Source organism: Solimonas marina (genome assembly GCF_012241385.1).
GTDB lineage: Bacteria > Pseudomonadota > Gammaproteobacteria > Nevskiales > Nevskiaceae > Solimonas > Solimonas marina.
Genome location: NZ_JAAVXB010000004.1, coordinates 128,531 through 147,676, shown reverse-complemented (window position 1 = coordinate 147,676; position 19,146 = coordinate 128,531). Strand labels below are relative to the sequence as shown.

Below are 19,146 nucleotides of genomic sequence, written 5' to 3'. Positions count from 1 at the left end.
CATGAGCACCCAAAGATATAAATTTCGGCTCGCGACGCTGGGAGTATTGGCCATCGCCACTACCGGACTCGCGGGCTGCATAGTCGATCCGCCAGCTCGCCCGGGCGTCGACTACGGTTACGTCGTCGGTGGCGCGGCGGCGGCTCCGGCACCAGGGCCATATCAGCCTTATGACGGCGGCTACTATGGCTACAGTTCGCCGTACTACTACGGCAACTATGGCTATTACGGCTATTACGGACCGGATTATTACTACGGCCCGAATGCCACGATCGTCTATCGCAGCAATCACTACAGCAACAACTATCGTGACAGCTACCGGTATCGCCAGGACGATCACGACGGCGGCCATCACGGCGGACACGACGACCATGACGGGCATGATGGCGGCGGCCACTACGGCGGCTCGCCGGGTGGCGGCTATCGCGGCGGCAGCGGCCCGTCGGCGCCGCCGGACAATCACCGCCAGCGGCCCATCATGGGTGGCCCGGTCAGCCCGGCACGCCCCAGCAATGGCGGCGGCAACAGCTTCCGCGGCTCGGTGCAGGCTGAACGCGCGCCGGCCCCGCAGATGCGCGCGCCGAATCACAGCGACAACAAGCGCGCGGCGCGCCCATAGGCGTCGTGCGGCGTCGCACCGCCTGACGGTGCGCTGTGATATAAAGGCCGCCCTTTTTCGGGCGGCCTTTTGTTTGGCGCCGCGTTTTACAGCAGGAATCCGTCGTCAGCCATGGCCAAAGACATCCACTTCTTCCCGCGTGTCACCATCGAGCAAGTCGAGGAAGGTCGCGAACTCGCGCCGAAGTTCGACGAGCACGGTCTGCTGCCCTGCGTCACCACCGCCGCGCATAACGGTGAAGTGCTGATGCTCGGCTACATGAATGCCGAGGCCTTGAAGCAGACGATTCTGACCGGCGAAGCACATTACTACTCGCGCTCGCGTCAGGTCATGTGGCACAAGGGCGCGACCTCGGGCCTGGTGCAGAAGATTGTCGAACTGCGCATCGACGACGACCAGGACGCGGTGTGGCTCAAGGTCGACGTGATCGGCGATGCCAGCTGCCATGTCGGTTACCGCTCGTGCTTCTATCGCTCGGTGCCGACCGGCGACGGCGAAGACGTCCGCGAACTGCACTTCGAGGAGGCCGAGAAGACCTTCGATCCGAAGGCCGTCTACGGCGACGCGCCCAATCCGACCAAGCTCTGAGCCGCGCGCGACATCAGGCGCAACAAATCAAGCCCGGGCCGAACGCCCGGGCTTTTTCATTGCCGTAGCAGTTGCCGCGCGTCAGCCGCCACAAGCTTCGTGCGGCAGCGAGGCGGCGGCCCGGCGCCAATATGCGCGGGGCTCCGGCGCCGCGTTCCAGAAGTGGCGGCCGATATCGCGCCAGGCCTCTACGGCCAGCGCGCCGCCATCGCGCCGCCAGACGCTGACCGCGCCCGATTCGCCGGTCATCACCATGCGCACGTCACAATCACGGTAGCGACGCACGACCGGCGGTCGCGGGTGACCGAAGCGGTTGTGCCAACCCGCCGGAAAAATCACCAGCTGTGGCGCCACAGCCTCGACGAAGGCGGGCGTCGACGAGGTGTTGCTGCCGTGGTGTGGTGCCAGCAGCACGTCGGCATGCAGCGCACCCGGATGCTGCGCCAGCAAGTCGGACTCGGCAGTCTGCTCGATGTCGCCCGGCAACAGCACCGAAAACGGCCCGTCGATCTTGAGGATGCACGACGCATCATTGTCCTGAAGGCTGCCGGGATCGGGCTGCCAGATCGTGAACTTGACGCCATCCCATTGCCAGTGCCGGCCATCCGCACACGGCTGGCCTCGCGACGTGCCGATTTCGTCGTCGACCTGCAGCAGTCGCCGCACGGCCGGCACGCCACCGGCGTGATCGTTGTCACCATGCGACAGCACCAGCATATCGAGGGCGCGCACGCCGCGATTCAGCGCAAAGGGCGCGACCACCGATTCACCGGCGTCGAAGCCGCTGCCGAATGCCGGCCCGGCGTCATAGAGCAAGCGGTGATGCGGCGTCTGCACCAGCACCGACAGGCCCTGCCCCACGTCAAGCGCACTGATCTCCAGGCCGCCGCGCGCTGATGGCCGCGGCGGAAAGCACAGCGGCATCAGGCACAGCACCCCGGTCGCTCGCAACGGCAAGCCCGCCGGCGCGAACAGCAACACGGCGCCGACCATCGCCAAGACCAGCGCCGCCAGTGGCGGTGCCGCCGGCACCCAGGCGTGCGGCCAGTGCACGGCCAGCCACTGCAGGGCTTGCAACAGCCACTCGAGGACGACGGCGCTCGGCACCAACACCCAATGCGCGACAGCCGCCGACAGACTGGCCGCAACCATGACCAGCAGCGCTGCGGGCGTCAGAACGGCGAACAGCGGCACGGCGAGCAGATTGATGAACGGTGCGCCCCAGGCCAGGCCGTGGAAGTAGTACAGCGTCAGCGGTGCCAGCACCAGGCTCAGAAACAACTGCATGCGCAACGCTGCACGCCACGCCGGGTCGGGCCGGTAACGACCGGCAGCGATGTAGTAGATCGACAACACCGCCCCGAACGACAACCACAGGCCTGGCGCCATCACCGCGAACGGATCGACGATCAGTATCGCCAGCCACGCGAATGCCAGTGCATGCCCCGCCTGCGACAGCCGGTGCGCCAGCGCCGCAACCAGCAGCGCCAGCAACATGAACGCGGCGCGCGCGACCGGCGGCTCGAAGCCGGCGAGCAGCGCATAGAACAGCGCAAAGCCGGCGGCACCGATCAGCGCCACGCGCTGCGCCGGGATCCAGAGACAGGCGCGCGGCAGGCACGACCACGCCCAGCGCAGCACGAAGAACGCGACGCCGGCGACCAGCGCCAGATTGAAGCCGGAAATGGCAATCAGGTGCGTCGTACCGGTGCGGCGGAACGCATTCCAGTCCGCATCGCGCAAATCGGCAGTGGCCCCCACCGTCAAGGCCTTCAGCAATGCCGCGCCGGGCCGCGTGCCGAGCGCGGTGTCGACCCGCGTCGTCCAGCGTTGCCGCAGATCGAGAATCGGATGACCGCCGGCACGACCGCAGGGCTCGGCGTCGCGCACGGTCGCGGTCGCGCCGAGGCCCTGGCGGAACAGCCAAGCTTCGTAGTCGAAGCCACCGGGGTTGAGCGAGCCATGCGGGCTGCGCAGCCGCAGCAGGAAACGCCAGCATTGATTGCCGGCCAGTTTCGCGTCACTGCCGTACCACGACACGCGCATGCGAGCCGGCAGCGCTGCCGCAGCAGCATCGTGTGTGGCGAACGTGAAACGCCAGATCTGCGAGCCGTCGCCGTAAGACGAGGCGCTGCGCTCAGGCAAGGACGCGATGCGACCGCGCACCCAGTGCTCCTGGTTGTACCGCGCCTCCGGCCATTGCCGGTCGAGCACACGCTGCGCCTGCCACTGGGTCAGCACCACACCGAACGCGAACGCCAGCAACAAGGGTCTGAGCCGCCACGGCCACAACGCGACCGCGACGATCAGCAACAAGACAGGAAAGGGAACCAGCGACGGCCCGGCGTGCACCAGCAGCACGCCGGCCGTGAAAGCAGCCGCTAGGGCGCGGAGGTCTCGACCAGGCGCCCGCCTTCGAGCGTCCATATGCGATCCATGCGGCGCGCCAGATGCAGGTCGTGCGTGACGACGACCAGGCTGGTACCGAATTCGCGGTTGAGGTCGAGCATCTGATCGAACACGCGTTCGGCGGTCTTGGTGTCGAGATTGCCGGTCGGCTCGTCGGCCAGCACGCAGGCCGGCTGCGTCACCAGCGCACGCGCGACAGCGGCACGCTGGCGCTCGCCGCCAGACATTTCGCCAGGCTTGTGCTGCAGGCGGCCCTGCAGGCCAACGCGCGTCAGCAGTTCGGCGGCCTTGGCCTCGGCCTCACGGGCCGGCATGCGCCGGATCAGCAGCGGCATCGCCACGTTCTCGACGGCCGTGAACTCCGGCAGTAGATGGTGGAACTGGTAAACGAAGCCGAGCATGCGGTTGCGCAGCCGGCCACGTGCGGCATCCGACAGCGACGACATGTTCTCGCCGCCGACCCAGACCGCGCCGCCGCTGACGGCGTCGAGGCCACCCAGGCAGTGCAGCAGCGTCGATTTGCCGGTGCCGCTGGCACCGACGATGGCAACGCGTTCGCCGCGGCTTACGCTGAAATCGATGTCCTTGAGGACGTCGAGCTGCAGGCGGCCCTCGTCGAAGGTCTTGGCCAGACCCTCGGCGCGAATGATGGGAGTGTCGGCCATGGCCGTAACGCTGTCGGTATCGTCGCTCGCCGTCAAGCGGCTCGGGGCATTATTCATAGCGCAGCGCCTCCGCCGGCTGCAGGCGCGACGCGCGCCAGGCGGGGTACAGCGTCGACAGCAGGCCCAGCGACAGCGACAGGCCACCGATGCGGATCACGTCCGTCCACTTCAGCTGCGACGGCAGGTCGCTGATGTAATAGACATCCGGCGCCAGGAACTGGTGGTTGGTGAGCTTTTCGAGAATCGGCACCAGCGTCTCGATGTTCAGCGCCAGCGCCACGCCACAGACCACGCCGATCAGCGTGCCGACGAAGCCGATGATCGAACCCTGCACCATGAACACCATCATGATCGAGCGCGGCGACGCGCCGAGCGTGCGCATGATGGCGATGTCGGCCTGCTTGTCCTGCACCACCATCACCAGCGTCGAGACGATGTTGAACGCGGCGACGCCGACGATCAGCGACAGGATGATGAACATCACCATCTTTTCGGTGGCGACGGCACGGAAGAAATTCGCGTGGCTGTGCGTCCAGTCGTCGACGTAGTAGATGCCCGGCAGCTGATTGGCGAGTTCGCGGGACACGCGCGGCGCGGCGAACATGTCGTAGAGCTTGAGGCGCACGCCGGTCACCGTGTCGCCCATGCGCAGCAGCGCCTGCGCGTCGTGCAGGTTGATCAGCACCAGGCCGCGGTCGAATTCATACATGCCGATGCGGAAGATGCCGCTGACGGTGAAGCGGCGGAAGCGCGGCAGCAGACCGGCGGGCGTCACCGAGGCCTGCGGCACCATCAGGTCGACCTTGTCGCCGACCGACACGCCCAGCGATTCGGCCAGCTCGCTACCGAGCACGATGTTGAAGCTGCCGGCCTTCAGCGAATCGAAACTGCCGGCCTTGATGTGCTGGTCGATGTCGGAAACCTTGGTTTCCTCGTCCGGAATCACGCCACGCAGCATGGTACCCGCCAGGTTCGAGCCGACTTTGACCATGCCTTCGCCTTCGATATAGGGCGCCAACCCTTCGATCGACTTGTTCTGCGAAGCCAGCTTGGCAACGCCCTGCCAGTCCTCGAGACCGCCGCGATACGCGGAAATCGTCGCGTGCGACGCCATGCCGAGGATACGCACGCGCAGGTCGTGCTCGAAGCCGTTCATCACCGACAGCACCGTGATCAGCGCCATGACGCCGATCGCGATACCCAGCATCGACGCGGCCGAGATGAACGAAATGAAGTGATTGCGCCGTTTTGCCCGCGTATAGCGCAGGCCGGCGAACAGCTCGTAGGGATTACGCATAAGTCGCGGATTGGAGCACAGGGCCGGACGCCGCGCCAGTTCCGGGCGTCCGCAGGAGCAGACCGCAACCTCGCCGATTTCGTTCCATTTCTGACAAAGAACTGACCTTCAATTTTCGCTTGAGTCAGTCGACTCACGACGTCACGGAAGCGTCACCGGAGCGCAATTCTCGGCCCCTAGGGTTCGCCCGTCTTCCCGGCGCAACAGCCCGTTGCACCGCAGGCAGCGAATCCATAGCAACCCCAAGGGAGCCCCCCAACATGCCGTACCTGCATCTGCGCCGCCACGGCGCGTATCTGCTCAGCGCCAGCGCCGTCGTCGGCACCCTGCTGCTGGCTGCCTGCAGCGACAACAATGACAACAACAACGACGACGGCGGCGACGTGGTCAAGACGACCAGCTTCGCGCCCGTCGAGGCCGCCGCCACCGACGGCGCCAAGCGCCAGGTCTATGCCAGCGACTACGCCACCGTCGACGGCGTCACACGCGAAACCTCGTATGTGACGATCCTGCGTTCCGGCGAACAGCGCGGCGCCAGCACCAGCCTCAATGTGTTCGGCCAGATCGTCGACAACACCATGACGCCGATCTACCAGACCGACGGCTCGACGACCATCGCCGACTCCAACGACTTTTCGTCGATCCTGCAGGTCGGCGGCAAGCTCTACGCCGTCTCGCAGTTCGAAAGCCGCCCGGGCGGCATGTATCTGACCGCACTGTCGCAGGACAGCGAAACCGGCAAGCTCGCCGCCGTCGAAACGACCGCGATCGACCTGTCCGGCATCAACGGCATCTGGAACCCCTGCGCCGGCATGGTCACGCCGTGGGAAACGCATCTGGGTTCCGAGGAATACGAGCCGAACGCCGCCAACGGCACCGACAGCGCCTCGTCGATGAGCGCTTATTTGGCCGGCGCCACGACCAACCCGTATTACTGGGGCTACCCGGTCGAAGTCACGGTCAGCGATGCCGGCGCCGCCAGCGTCGCCAAGCACTACTCCATGGGCCGCTTCGCGCACGAGCTGTCGTACGTGATGCCGGATGAAAAAACCGTCTACCAGTCGGACGACGGCACCGATGTCGGCTTCTTCCGCTACGTCGCCGATACCGCCGGCGACCTCAGCGGCGGCACGCTGTACGCGATGAAGTGGTCGCAGACCAGCGACAGCAGCGACTCGGCGCTCGGCACCGCCGACATCTCGTGGATCGAACTCGGCAGCGGCACCGACGCCGAGGTCAAGGCACTGATCGACGCCGGCACCACGTTCGAGGACATCTTCAGCGTCGGCACCGTCACCGACGGCAGCTGCGCGACCGGCTACACCTACGTCAGCGCCAACGGCAGCAAGGAATGCCTGAAGCTCAACGCCGGCATGGAGCAGGCCGCGGCCTTCCTCGAAACGCGTCGCTACGCCGGCTACCTCGGCGCCACGGTCGAAATGAAGAAGGAAGAAGGCGTGAGCTTCGACCCGGCCGGCATGAAGCTCTATGTCGCCTACAGCGATGTCGGCTCCAGCATGTCGGACGGCGCCGGTGACGTGCAGCTCGGCAAGAACAGCTGCGGCGCCATCTACGCCTACGACGTCGACGCTGATTACACCGCGACGACCGCCAGCGGCGTGCTCGAAGGCATTGCCGCGTCATACGCCGAAGGCGACACCTTCTACGGCAACAGCTGCAGCGTCGACGGCATCGGCAATCCGGACAACATCAGCTTCATGCCGGACCAGAAGACGCTGCTGATCGGCGAGGACGCCTCGAGCGCGCACCAGAACGACATGGTCTGGGCGTACAACATCGAGAGCGCCGAACTGACGCGCATCGGCTCGACGCCGTACGGCTCGGAGACGACGTCGCTGTACTACTACCCGGACGTCAATGGCTTCGGCTACATCATGTTCGTCGTGCAGCATCCGTATGGCGAAAGCGATGAAGACCTGGTTGCCGACGAAAGCGCGGAGCGCCGCTCGTACTTCGGCTACGTCGGCTCGCTGCCGGCGCATCAGTAAGTCGTCATCCGTGGTCACGGTTCCGGCGCGCCTGGCGCGCCGGAACCTTTTTGCTTTTCACCTGCACCGGTTTCCCATGTCGAATTTCCGCACGCTCGCCGCCACCACGGCGCTGGCCCTGCTGCTCACCGCCTGCCACCACCCGCAATCAGACGACAGCGGCATCGATCTACGCACGCGCCCGGTGCGCAACAAGATCGCCAACATCCCGCCGCAGTGCTTCACGCGTACGCAGGACGTCGCCAACAGCGCCGTGCAGAACCCCTGCTATGTCTGTCACGCCGACGCCGACCAGCCGAACTGGCAGAGCCAGCCGGAAAACCAGCTGTCGTACGCATTCCCGTCGATCGGCCAGACCGGCGTCGTGCACAATGACTGGAAGAATTTCTTCGTCGACCGCCGCGATGCGATCGCCGCGACCGGCGACGATGCCATCCTCGCGTACGTCCGTCAGGACAACTACCACGACGCACGCGGCCACATCGATCTGGCGCAGCGCCTGCGCGCGGTGCCGAAGCGCTGGGATCTGGACGGCGACGGCCAATGGGACGGCTACATTCCCGACGCCGCGTTCAGCTTCGACGCCGAAGGCTTCGACCGCAGCGCGGACGGCGCCGCCACTGGCTGGCGCGCCTTCACCTACTACCCCTTTCCCGGCACCTTCATGCCGACCAACGGCGCGTTCGACGACGTGCTGATCCGCCTGCCCGCCGCGTTCCGCGAGGACCGCGACGGCAAGGCGGACGCCGCCGTCTACAAGACCAATCTGGCCATCGTCGAAAGCCTGGTGCGCCGCACCGACATCGCCATCGACGCCACCGACGAGCGCGCGCTGGACGCCGACCTCGATCGCGACGGCACGCTCGGCACCGCGACGCACGTCGTCTACGACTGGGCGCCGCTGAAGCAGCAATTCATGTATTACGTCGGCCGCGCCGGCGACGAGCAGCGCGCCGGCCGTGTCCAGGCCGCCGCCGGCCTGTTCCCGGTCGGCACCGAGTTCCTGCACAGCGTGCGCTACCTCGACGTCGGCGACGACGGCGTCGTGCGTCCGGCGGCGCGCATGAAGGAGCTGCGCTACAGCCGCAAGCAGCGCTGGGAAACCTACTCGTCGCTGCGCCTGCAAGCGCTCGACGAAGAAAAGGAAGCGACGCTGTCGCCGGACGAACCGGAGCAGTACTACGGCGACCCCGAGCGCGGCATGAAGAGCAAGCTCGGCTGGGTTTATCAGGGCTATATCGAGGATCGCGGCGGCCGCCTGCGACCGCAGACGCAGGAGGAATCGCAGTTCTGCCTCGGCTGCCACGGCGGCCTATCGGCGACCGACGACACGGTGTTCTCGTACTCACGCAAGCGCGGCGGCGCCACGCAGGGCTGGGGCCATTGGAGCGGCGCCGCGAGCGATGCGCGGCCGTTCGCGAACTGGGCCGACCCGAAGCGCGCCGACGGCCAGGCCGAATACGCGAGCTATCTGCTCGCCAACCACGCCGGCGACGAATACCGCGCCAACGACGAGGTCCGCGCACGCTTCTTCGACGACGACGGCCAGCCGCGCGACGCCGCGTTCGCGGCCTTGGCCGGCGACCTGTCGAGCTTGATGCTGCCGTCGGCCGCGCGCGCACTGGCACTGAACAAGGCCTATCTCGCCGTCGTTCGCGAGCAGTCGTACGCGCTGGGCCGCGATCCGATGTTGCAGCCGGCCCAGAACGTCCTGCGTGAGGTCAAGCAAGACCTGCCGACCGGCATTGCGACGGCACTGCCGGCGCCACGCCTGGCGCCCTGAAGCCCAACGAAGGCCGGCAGCGCGCCTGGCGCTGCTGTCGGCCTCTATGCCGCTTGCGCCGGCCAACTTTGGACGCCGCGTCGCCGATGCTATAGTCAGCGCGAGCTTCGGGGGCCAAGCCTTTTATGAGAAAGACAATTTCCGCTGCTGCGCTGGCATTGGGCGTCATCGCTGCCGGACCGGCCTTGGCTGACGTCCTCGCCGTTCCGGCAGCGCAAAGCCCCGCGCCGACGGCGCTGCCACAGCGCGGAGAGAAGCAGGCGGCCGTGTTGCGCGAATTCGGGCAGCCCAAGGTTCGTCACGCACCGGTCGGCGGCAGTGGCCCGAAGCGCCCGCCGATTACCCGCTGGGATTACGACGGCTGGTCGGTGTTCTTCGAGCGCACGACGGTCGTCGATGTCGTGGTCAAGGGCGCCCCGCCGCCGCTGCAGCACGCCGACGAGTTACAGCCGGTGCGCTGAACGTCGCCACCTCCACCGCCGCAGCGCGGTAAAATCGGCCGCAGAAAATAGACGGGGTGCCGGGCACCCCGCATTGCGTTCCCGCCCCCCAGCCGATTGCCGCTACCGATGACTGCCGTTCTTCCCGCCGAGTGGGCGCCGCAGCGCGCCATCCAGCTGACCTGGCCACGCCCCGACGGCGACTTCGCCAAATCGTTCGCCGCGGTCGACGCGACGTTCACGGCGCTGGCTGTGGCCATCACCCGCTACGAGCCGCTGATCGTCGCTTGCGGCCCCGATATCGACGGCCTGCGGGCCCAACTGCTCGCGGCGGGCGCCCAGGCCGAGCGGCTGTCCCTGGTCGCCGCGCCGGCCAATGACGTCTGGGCGCGCGACCATGGCCCGATCACCGTCTTTCGCGACGGCGCGCCCGTCCACCTCGATTTCGTGTTCAACGGCTGGGGCGGCAAGTTCGACGCCTCGCTCGACAATCAGGTCACGCAGGCGCTGGACGCACAGGGCGTCTGGCCGGCGCCGGTCGAGGCGCTGGACTTCGTGCTCGAAGGCGGCGGCATCGAATCGGATGGTCTCGGCACGTTGCTGACCACCGAGCGCTGCCTGCTGGCGCCGACACGCAATCCGCAGTTCGACAAGGCGCAGATCGAAACCAAACTCAAGCAGTGGTTCGGCCTCGATCGCGTGCTGTGGCTGACGCACGGCGACCTGATCGGCGACGACACCGACGGCCATATCGACACCATCGCCCGCTTCTGCGACGCCAGGACCATCGCCTATCAGGCCTGCGACGACGCCAACGATCCGCACTACGAAGACCTGCTGGCGATGGAAGTCGAGCTCAAGGCCCTGCGCACCGCCGACGGCGAGCCGTACAAGCTCGTCGCCCTGCCGCTGCCGCATGCGATCCACGACGAGGACGGCAAGCGCCTGCCGGCCGGCTATCCGAACTTCCTGATCCTGAACGGCGCGGTGCTGGTGCCGACCTATGGCGATGCGATCAACGACCCGATCGCCCTCGGCCGCCTGCAGCCCTGCTTCCCGGACCGCGACGTGATCGGCATCGACTGCCGAGCCCTGATCGAACAGTACGGCAGCCTTCATTGCGTGACCATGCAGATTCCGAGCGCCCCATGAGCCACAAGCCCCGCATCCTCCGCGTCGGTGTCGTCCAGCAGGCCTGCACGTCGACCCGCGATGACAATCTCAAGGCCTCCGAGGCCGGTATCCGCGCCGCGGTCGCCGGCGGCGCGCAGCTGGTGCTGCTGCAGGAACTTCATACGTCGCTGTATTTCTGCCAGCACGAGGCCACCGAGCTGTTCGATCTGGCCGAGGCGATTCCGGGGCCATCAACCGCCTTTCTCGGCGCGCTGGCCAAGGAACTCGACGTCGTCATCGTCGGCTCGCTGTTCGAGCGCCGCGCACCGGGGCTGTACCACAACACCGCCGTGGTACTGGAACGCGACGGCACGCTGGCCGGCAAGTACCGCAAGATGCATATCCCGGACGATCCGGGCTATTACGAGAAGTTCTATTTCACGCCGGGCGATCTCGGCTTCACGCCGATCGAGACCAGTGTCGGCAAGCTCGGCGTGCTGGTCTGCTGGGACCAGTGGTACCCCGAAGGCGCACGCCTGATGGCGTTGGCCGGCGCCGACCTGCTGCTGTATCCGACCGCGATCGGCTGGAATCCGGAAGACACCGAAGATGAACGGGCGCGCCAGCGCGATGCCTGGGTGACGATCCAGCGCGCGCATGCGGTCGCCAACGGTCTGCCCGTGGTCGTCGCCAATCGCGTCGGCTTCGAGCCGGACCCGATGGGCCAGTGGCCGGGCTCGCAGTTCTGGGGGCACAGCTTCATCGCCGGCCCGCAGGGCGAATTCATCGCCAAGGCCGACGAAGTCGCCGATGTGCTGATCGCCGACGTCGACCTTCAGCGCAGCGAGAACGTCAGACGCTGGTGGCCATTCCTGCGCGACCGTCGGGTCGACGCCTACGGTGACCTGACCAAGCGCTTCCGCGACTGAGTCTCGCCGCCACGGGGTACGTGCCTCGCGCAAGGGCCCACGAAGCCATCATGGGATCGATCGAAATCGCCCTGTTCATGCTGCTCGCCGTGCTGGTGAGCGGCTATCTGGTCCGCGTCCTGCCGTTCTCGCTGCCACTGCCGCTGGTGCAGATCGGCCTCGGCGCGGTCATCGCCGGCAGCTTCGATCGCGGCGTCGAGCTGCAGCCCGACCTGTTCTTCCTGCTGTTCCTGCCGCCGCTGCTGTTTCTCGACGGCTGGCGAATCCCGAAGGACGGCCTGTTCCGCGACCTGTCGGTGGTCCTGCAGCTGGCGCTGGGCCTGGTGCTGTTCACCGTCGTCGGCGCCGGCTTTCTGATCCACTGGCTGATTCCTGCGATCCCATTGGCCGTGGCCTTTGCCCTCGCCGCCGTGGTGTCGCCGACCGATCCGGTCGCCGTCTTGTCGATCGCCGCGCGCGTGCCGATCCCGAAACGGCTGATGCACATTCTCGAAGGCGAATCGCTGCTCAACGACGCCTCCGGCCTGGTCTGCTTTCGCTTCGCGGTGGCCGCCGTCACGACCGGCGGCCTGTCGCTCAGTTCAGCCGGGCTGACCTTCGTCTGGCTGGCCATTGGCGGTATCGGCGTCGGCGTCGGCTTCACGCTCGGCGCCAGCCGCGCGCAGCTGTGGCTGTCGCGTCACTTCGGCGAGGAAAGCGGCTCACCGATCCTGCTCAACCTGCTGACGCCGTTCGGCGCCTACCTGATCGCCGAGCACATCGGCGCGTCGGCGATTCTGGCCGCGGTCGCCGCCGGCATCACCATGAGCTATGTCGAACTCAGCGGCACGGCGCTGGCGACCACCCGCGTGCATCGCGCGGCGGTCTGGGACACGGTGCAATTCACCCTCAACGGCGTCGTCTTCGTGCTGCTCGGCGAACAACTGCCGCAGATCCTCAAGCAGGCGATCGCGTCGGTCGCCCAGAGCGGTCACAGCAACCCGTGGTGGCTGGCCGTTTATGCGCTGGCGACCACCGCGGGCCTGTTTGCCCTGCGCCTGCTCTGGGTCTGGGGCGCCCTGCATGTACGGCGGTGGTGGACGCGCCAGTCGGCGAGTCCGCAGGCGGCGCCGCACTGGCGCCTGACCGTCGCAACCTCGTTGGCCGGCGTGCGCGGCACGGTGACGCTGGCCGCGGTGCTGACGCTGCCGCTGACCCTGCCGGACGGCCATGCGTTTCCGGCCCGCGAGCTGGTGATCTTCCTCGCCGCCTCGGTGATCCTGTTGTCGTTGATCGCCGCCAGCATCGGCCTGCCGCGGCTGCTGACCGGGCTGCACCTGCCGCCGCCGACCGAGCCGCAGCGCGAAGAAGACCACGCCCGCCGGGTCGCGGCGCGGGCCGCACTCGACGCCATCCACCGCGCGCAGAACGCACATGCGCAGACGCCGGCCGACGTCGAGCGCTACAACGACGCCGCCAGCCGCGTCATCGCCCTGTATCAACGCCAGCTCAGCGACCAGGCGCCGACCGGTATCGCCGCCGAGGCGCTGCGCCGCGCCGACGACGCCGAGCGCGAGCTGCGCCTGGCCGCACTGCAGGCCGAACGCGACGCGATCTTCGAGCTGGCGCGGCGCCGCCACGTCTCCGACGAGACCGCGCGCAAGCTGGTCCGCGACATCGACCTCAGCGAATCGCGCTACCGCTGAGTATTGCGGCCAATGGATGGCGTCTGATGCTCCCGTATGATGCGCAGACTCAAAATCAGGAGAGGGACATGAGCAACGAATTGGAGCTGTTCCGCGACAACGTCGTGCGCTTCTTCGCCGACAACGTCGAGCCTCACTACGAACAGTGGGAAAAGGACGGCATGTTCCCCAAGGAGCTGTATCTGCAGATGGGCGAGGCCGGCCTGCTCTGTGTCGATCAGCCCGAGGAGTATGGCGGCATCGGTGCGCCGTTCGAATTCTCCTGTCTGATCGTCGAGGAAGCGGCGCGCATGGGCTTCCTGGCGCTGGCATCGAACCTGACCGTGCATTCGGACATCGCCGCGCCCTACATCCTGCATCTGGGCACCGAGGCACAGAAGCAGAAGTATCTGCCGAAGATGGCGTCCGGCGAATGCATCGGCGCGATCGGCATGACTGAACCGGGCGCCGGCTCCGACCTGCAGGGCATGAAGACCAGCGCGCTGGCGGACGGCGACGACTACGTCATCAACGGCTCCAAGACCTTCATCACCAACGGCCAGCACGCCGGCGTCGTGGTGCTGGCGACCAAGACCGATCCGAAGGTCGGCGCCAAGGGCACGACGCTGTTCACCGTCGATACCTCGCTGCCCGGCTTCAAGCGCGGTCGCAATCTCGACAAGATCGGCCTGCATTCGGCCGACACTTCCGAGCTGTTCTTCGACAATCTGCGCCTCAGCAAGGACGAGGTGCTGGGCCGTCTCGGCGGCGGCTTCGGTCACCTGATCGACGAGCTGCCGCGCGAACGCTTGGTGCTCGCCGTCTCCGCCGTCGCACATGCCCAGGGCGCGCTCGAAAAGACCATCGAATACGTGACGACGCGCAAGGCCTTCGGCGCACCGATCGCCAGCTTCCAGAACACGCGCTTCGAGCTGGCCAGGATCAAGACCGACATTGAGGTCCACCGCGCCTACATGGAGAAGTGCACGGCGATGTACGCCGAGGGCACCATGGACGTGCCGACCGCGGCGATGATCAAGCTCGCCACCACCGAGATGGAAGGCCGCGTCACCGACGCCTGCCTGCAACTGTTCGGCGGCTACGGCTACATGACCGAATACCCGATCTCGCGCTACTTCGTCGACGCGCGCATCCAGCGCATCTATGGCGGCACCTCGGAAATCATGAAGGAAGTGATCGCACGCTCGCTGGTCGGGCGCTGATCGACGGCGCTCGCGGGCCGGTGCCGTGTCGTCCGAAGCCTGGACCGGCACGCTGCACCTGGCCCGCGATTTCGCACTGCTGCGCGGCAGCGCCGGCATCACCGGCGCCCACGCGCACTACGCGCACCAGTGCATGCTGACCGCCGACGGTGGCTTGATCGTCGACATCGACGGCGCGCGCCTTGCGACACGCTGCATCCTGATCCCATCGCTGCGCCGTCACGCGGTCGTTGCGAGCCCGGCTAGCGTGCTCGTCGTCTACGCCGAACCGCTTCAATTCGACATCGAAACGCTGGGCGCACTCATGACCGCCAGCGCATCGTTCGACGCCCTGCTCGCGACGCTGCAAACGGCGCACATGCCACACCGATACCCGCGATTGGGGACGAATAGGAAGGTTTATCTACACATCTGTGCGCCAGTGCACGTTACAGTTACCAATTGCCTACGCCAGTCATTCACGCGTGCTTTCGGGCGACGCGAAAGGCGAATCGATGTCGAAAAAGTCCCCCACATCCCTCGCCGCCCCGGCGAGGCCGAAGTCTGCCGCCCCGAGCCGGCCGGGCATCATGTCGCGCCTGGGTCTGCGCGGTCGTTCGGCGCTGGCCCTGCTGTTCTGCGTGCTGATCGTGCTGGCGCTGGCGCTGCTCGGCGGCACGGTGATGCTGCAGGCCATGGAGCGCAACCAGAGCCTGGCGCTGTCGCGCAGCGCCACCGAGTACAACAAGCTACGCATCGTCGCGCCGGTCGAGCGCGAGCTGGCGCTGGCGCAACGCTTCGCCAATTCCGAGATCACACGCGCCTGGCTGCTCGACGAGTCCGATCCGGCCAAGCGGCAGATGTTCTTTGCCGAAGCCAAGCGCTACCGCCGCGCGTTCTCGGACCACTCGTATTTCATCGCCTCGAACCTGTCGCACCGCTACTGGTTCAACGACGACAAGTCGCCGTTCAGCGACGAGCCGCGCTACCTGCTGACACGTGGCGATCCGGATCATGACTGGTACTTTCAGCTGATCGCCTCGCCGCGCGACTTCGAGCTGAATCCCGACTTCGACCCCGGCCTGGGCCTGTTCAAGGTCTGGATCAACCTGGTGATCCGCGATGGGGATCGCGTGCTCGGCGCGGCCGGCACCGGCCTCGATCTGACCACCTTCATCGCGCACCTGACCGAGCGTGCCAGTGCCGGCGTGACGCCGATGCTGCTCGGCACCGACGGCCGCATCGAAGCACACCCGGACCGCAAGCTGATCGCCGAAACCGACGGCAAGACGGTCCACATGCTGCGGCGCACCATCTACGAACTGCTCGATCGCGACAGCGACCGCGCCGCGGTCCGCACGGCGATCCAGGCGGCGATCACCACCCCGGACTCGATCCAGTCACTCGACGTACGGCTCGACGGGCGCCGGCAGATTCTGTCGTTGGCCTATGCCCCGGACCTCAAATGGGTGCTTGCCACCGCCGTCGACCCAGCCGCGGCTCGGACGGTGACGGCGAAACAATGGCTACCGGCGGTGATCGCCGGGCTGCTGCTGCTGGCACTGCTGACGATGGCGATCCTGGTCGCCGTCAACCGCATCGTGCTGACGCCGCTCGTGCAACTGACCGGCGCTGCGCGACGCCTCGGTCGTGGCGACTACGCCATCGATCTGCAGCACCGGCGTGGCGACGAAATCGGCGAACTGACCGATGCCTTCGCGACCATGGCCGGGCGCATCCGCGAACACACCGAGATGCTCGAAACGCGTGTCGCCGAACGCACGCATGAGCTGCAGGCGCTCAACGAGCAGATGACGATCGCCTCGCGCAAGCTGGGGGACAGCCTCGACTACGCGCAGCTGATCCAGAGCGCGATCCTGCCGACGCAGGCCCTGCGTTCTGCGCTCGGCGAGCAGCAATTCGTGCTGTGGCGGCCGCGCGACATCGTCGGCGGCGACTTCTACGTTTTCCAGTCCGACGACCGTGGCTACCTGATCGGCGTCATCGACTGCGCCGGTCACGGCGTGCCCGGCGCGCTGATGACGATGATCGCGCATACCGCGCTGAGCACCGCAATCGATGCGCTGGGCCTGCGCGATCCGGCAGCGCTGCTGCAGCAGCTCGACGAGCGCGTGCGCGGCATGCTCGGCACCGACCATGCCCGGCATATTGCAACGCGCATGGATGCAGGCCTCGCCTACGTCGACCGCGGTGCCGGACTGCTGCGCTATGCCGGCGCCAAAACCTCGCTCTATTGGAGCGATGGGCAACAGGCCGGCGAACTGCACGGTGACCGCCGAGCGGTCGGTGACCGCCGCCGAGTCGATTTTACGAACCGGGAGATGGGCATTTCCCCGTATCATGTCTGCTGGATATGCAGCGACGGTGTGCTCGATCAGGCGGGCGGCGACAAGGGCTACAGCTTCGGCGAACAGGCCCTGCAGACGACCCTGCTCGCGCACGCTACGGAGCCGATGGCGACCCAGAGCGCCGCACTCATCGATGCAATCGAAAGCTGGCAGGGTGACCGACCACAGCGCGACGACGTGACCGTGATCGGCTTTCGCCCCTTGGCCGACGGCCCCCGCCCCGACCCGGAACATCACCATGAATCATGACGACTTGCGCCTGATCCGCGAAAGCTTCGACGACAAGCGCATCCTGCTGTGCTTCAACGGCCCGTTTTCGCAGGGCCTGATCGAAGAGATCGGGAGTGCACTGCGCACCTATCTGTCCAGCGACGCCGCGACCTCATCGGCACTCGCCGACGTTTTCGGCTGCTATATCGAGATCACCCAGAACATCCGCAGCTACGCTCAGTCCAAGGGCTACGACGACGTCACCGCCTCGGCCATCGTCGTCATCGGCCGCAACGCCGAGCGCCGCTATGAAGTGCTCGCCGGCAACGTGGTCGAGGAACAGGACGCCGCCCGGCTGATGACACGCATCGAGGCCCTGCAGGGCATGGATAAAACACAGCTCAAGACCGCTTACAAAGAACAGCTGCGCCGGCCGGCGACGCCAGGCGCCGGGGCCGGACTCGGCCTGATCGACATCGCACGCAAGGCCAGCGCGCCGCTGTCGTGCTCGCTGCGCGACACCCCGAACACTGCGCGCAAGTTCTTCAGCCTGCGCGTCGTGATCTGAGGAGATGAACGCGATGACCATAACCAACATCGAAATTGCGGCGACGCAGTCGACGCCTGCCATCCATGCCGACAGCCAGGCCGGGCGCCTGGTGATGCGTGGCGATTCCTATCCGGAAAACTCGTTCGCGTTCTTCGCGCCGATCATCGAATGGACCGAGCGCTGCATCGCCGAACACGGCGCCGTCAGCGTCGACCTGTATCTGCTGTACCTCAACACCAGCAGCGTCAAGGCCATGATGGACCTCTTCGACCTGCTCGAATCGGCTCATCAGAACGGCCGCAAGGTCGGCGTGAACTGGTACTACGACCAGCAGAACGTGCGCGTCGCCGAACTCGCCGAGGAGTTCAAGGAAGACTGCAACTTCACGTTCGAGATCATCGCCGAGACGGCCGCCGGCGAATGAGGAACGCGGCAAAGCTCGAGGCGCAGATTCGCGCGTTGCTCGACAGCGAGCAACGCCGCGACGATCCGCTCTACCTCGCGCTTGAACAACTCTACCGCCGGTACTGCGACCAACGCGAGCAGATCGAGCGTCTGAGCTGGATCTCAGATCGCTACCAGGCGGCGATGCTGCAGGAAAACCGCGTGCTCAATGCGCGCAGCGAGCAACAGCAGCGCCGCCTGCAGAAGATCGCGCGCATCTCCGACCGTTATCAGGAGATGCAGCGCGAGTTGACGCGCGACCTGCGCACCTCGGCCACGCATGATCCGCTGACCGGGCTGCCGAACCGCCGCCTCATGCTCGAGCAGTTGCAGGCCGCTGGCCAGCGTCGCGACACCGATTTCTCGCTGGCCTTGCTCGACGTCGATCACTTCAAGCAGATCAACGACGCCTACGGCCACGATATCGGCGATCAGGTGCTGACCCGCATCGCCGCGCTGCTGCGCAGCCAGCTGCGCAGCCATGACGTCTGCGCGCGCTGGGGCGGCGAGGAATTCCTGATGCTGTGGCCGGACCTGGAGCTGTCGCGCGCCATCGAGGTCGCCGAGCGCATCCGCCTGACCATGGCGCGGACGCCGTTCGAGATTCAGGGTGTGCAGCGCACGCTGACGATCAGCATCGGCGTCGCCGGCTACCGCCCCGACGTCGATCAGGACAGCGCCGACATCATCAAGCGCGCGGACTTCGCGCTCTACGCGGCCAAGCGCGCCGGCCGCAATCGCACGATCGCCGAACGCAGCGCGGACGACGATCTGGCGGATCGCGAACGCACCGAAATCTGAACCCGGCTACTGCAATCCGGTGATGCGCCGGCACGCCGCGGCGGCGACGATCGC

At 66.6% G+C, this 19,146-nt stretch carries 16 protein-coding genes; 13 read left to right on the top strand and 3 right to left on the bottom strand.

The genetic code is table 11. From position 1 onward, the window contains the following. The first annotated feature begins 1 nt into the window (after position 1). Together G7Y82_RS09015 and hisI are read left to right on the top strand one after the other, a co-directional pair. Complete coding sequence (locus G7Y82_RS09015) at positions 2-619, top strand: hypothetical protein (protein WP_206370509.1); 618 nt, start codon at positions 2-4, stop codon at positions 617-619. A 111-nt stretch (positions 620-730) separates the two neighbouring features. Further along, on the top strand, positions 731-1,207 hold the full coding sequence (hisI, locus tag G7Y82_RS09010; RefSeq protein ID WP_168147718.1) for a phosphoribosyl-AMP cyclohydrolase: 477 nt from the start codon (positions 731-733) through the stop codon (positions 1,205-1,207). Positions 1,208-1,288: 81 nt separating this feature from the next. Here the strand turns inward: hisI and G7Y82_RS09005 are convergent, their stop codons facing one another. The 3 genes from G7Y82_RS09005 to G7Y82_RS08995 are packed head-to-tail and all read right to left on the bottom strand — an operon-like array spanning position 1,289 to position 5,578. After that, positions 1,289-3,568: a DNA internalization-related competence protein ComEC/Rec2 gene (locus tag G7Y82_RS09005; RefSeq protein ID WP_168147717.1), complete on the bottom strand. Its 2,280-nt coding sequence runs from the start codon at positions 3,566-3,568 to the stop codon at positions 1,289-1,291. A 20-nt stretch (positions 3,569-3,588) separates the two neighbouring features. Continuing rightward, positions 3,589-4,281 carry a lipoprotein-releasing ABC transporter ATP-binding protein LolD gene (gene lolD, locus G7Y82_RS09000; protein WP_206370539.1) on the bottom strand — a complete coding sequence of 231 codons (693 nt, stop codon included), beginning with the start codon at positions 4,279-4,281 and terminating at the stop codon, positions 3,589-3,591. Between the two features lie 49 nt (positions 4,282-4,330). Then, positions 4,331-5,578, bottom strand: a complete 1,248-nt coding sequence (locus G7Y82_RS08995; RefSeq protein ID WP_168147715.1) for a lipoprotein-releasing ABC transporter permease subunit — start codon at positions 5,576-5,578, stop codon at positions 4,331-4,333. Between the two features lie 260 nt (positions 5,579-5,838). Between G7Y82_RS08995 and G7Y82_RS08990 the strand changes: the two genes are divergently transcribed. The 11 genes from G7Y82_RS08990 (at position 5,839) to G7Y82_RS08940 (ending at position 19,092) form a co-directional block, all read left to right on the top strand. After that, entirely contained in the window at positions 5,839-7,587 is a 1,749-nt protein-coding gene (locus G7Y82_RS08990) for a PhoX family protein (protein ID WP_168147714.1), read from the top strand. A gap of 76 nt (positions 7,588-7,663) precedes the next feature. After that, on the top strand, positions 7,664-9,370 hold the full coding sequence (locus G7Y82_RS08985) for an Aq_1262 family (lipo)protein (protein WP_168147713.1): 1,707 nt from the start codon (positions 7,664-7,666) through the stop codon (positions 9,368-9,370). 125 nt (positions 9,371-9,495) lie between these two features. Continuing rightward, the gene (locus G7Y82_RS08980) at positions 9,496-9,831 is read left to right on the top strand and encodes a phosphodiesterase (protein ID WP_168147712.1); all 336 of its coding nucleotides are present in this window, start codon (positions 9,496-9,498) and stop codon (positions 9,829-9,831) included. A 108-nt stretch (positions 9,832-9,939) separates the two neighbouring features. Then, positions 9,940-10,962, top strand: a complete 1,023-nt coding sequence (locus tag G7Y82_RS08975; RefSeq protein ID WP_168147711.1) for an agmatine deiminase family protein — start codon at positions 9,940-9,942, stop codon at positions 10,960-10,962. Continuing rightward, positions 10,959-11,852: a carbon-nitrogen hydrolase gene (locus tag G7Y82_RS08970; RefSeq protein WP_168147710.1), complete on the top strand. Its 894-nt coding sequence runs from the start codon at positions 10,959-10,961 to the stop codon at positions 11,850-11,852. The genes G7Y82_RS08975 and G7Y82_RS08970 overlap by 4 nt, the downstream gene beginning before the upstream one ends. Positions 11,853-11,902: 50 nt before the next feature. After that, on the top strand, positions 11,903-13,537 hold the full coding sequence (locus G7Y82_RS08965) for a Na+/H+ antiporter (RefSeq protein ID WP_168147709.1): 1,635 nt from the start codon (positions 11,903-11,905) through the stop codon (positions 13,535-13,537). A gap of 68 nt (positions 13,538-13,605) precedes the next feature. Then, a complete protein-coding gene (locus G7Y82_RS08960) occupies positions 13,606-14,739 on the top strand; it encodes an acyl-CoA dehydrogenase family protein (RefSeq protein WP_168147708.1) in 1,134 nt (377 codons plus the stop codon). A gap of 569 nt (positions 14,740-15,308) precedes the next feature. Beyond that, on the top strand, positions 15,309-17,336 hold the full coding sequence (gene siaA / locus G7Y82_RS08955) for a biofilm regulation protein phosphatase SiaA (RefSeq protein WP_168147707.1): 2,028 nt from the start codon (positions 15,309-15,311) through the stop codon (positions 17,334-17,336). Continuing rightward, a complete protein-coding gene (siaB, locus tag G7Y82_RS08950; protein ID WP_168147706.1) occupies positions 17,326-17,865 on the top strand; it encodes a biofilm regulation protein kinase SiaB in 540 nt (179 codons plus the stop codon). Before siaA ends, siaB begins: the two co-directional genes overlap by 11 nt. Positions 17,866-17,884: 19 nt before the next feature. Beyond that, on the top strand, positions 17,885-18,271 hold the full coding sequence (gene siaC, locus G7Y82_RS08945; protein WP_168147957.1) for a biofilm regulation phosphoprotein SiaC: 387 nt from the start codon (positions 17,885-17,887) through the stop codon (positions 18,269-18,271). After that, positions 18,268-19,092, top strand: coding sequence for a diguanylate cyclase (locus G7Y82_RS08940; protein WP_168147705.1), 825 nt, complete (start codon positions 18,268-18,270; stop codon positions 19,090-19,092). The genes siaC and G7Y82_RS08940 overlap by 4 nt, the downstream gene beginning before the upstream one ends. Positions 19,093-19,146 lie beyond the last annotated feature (54 nt).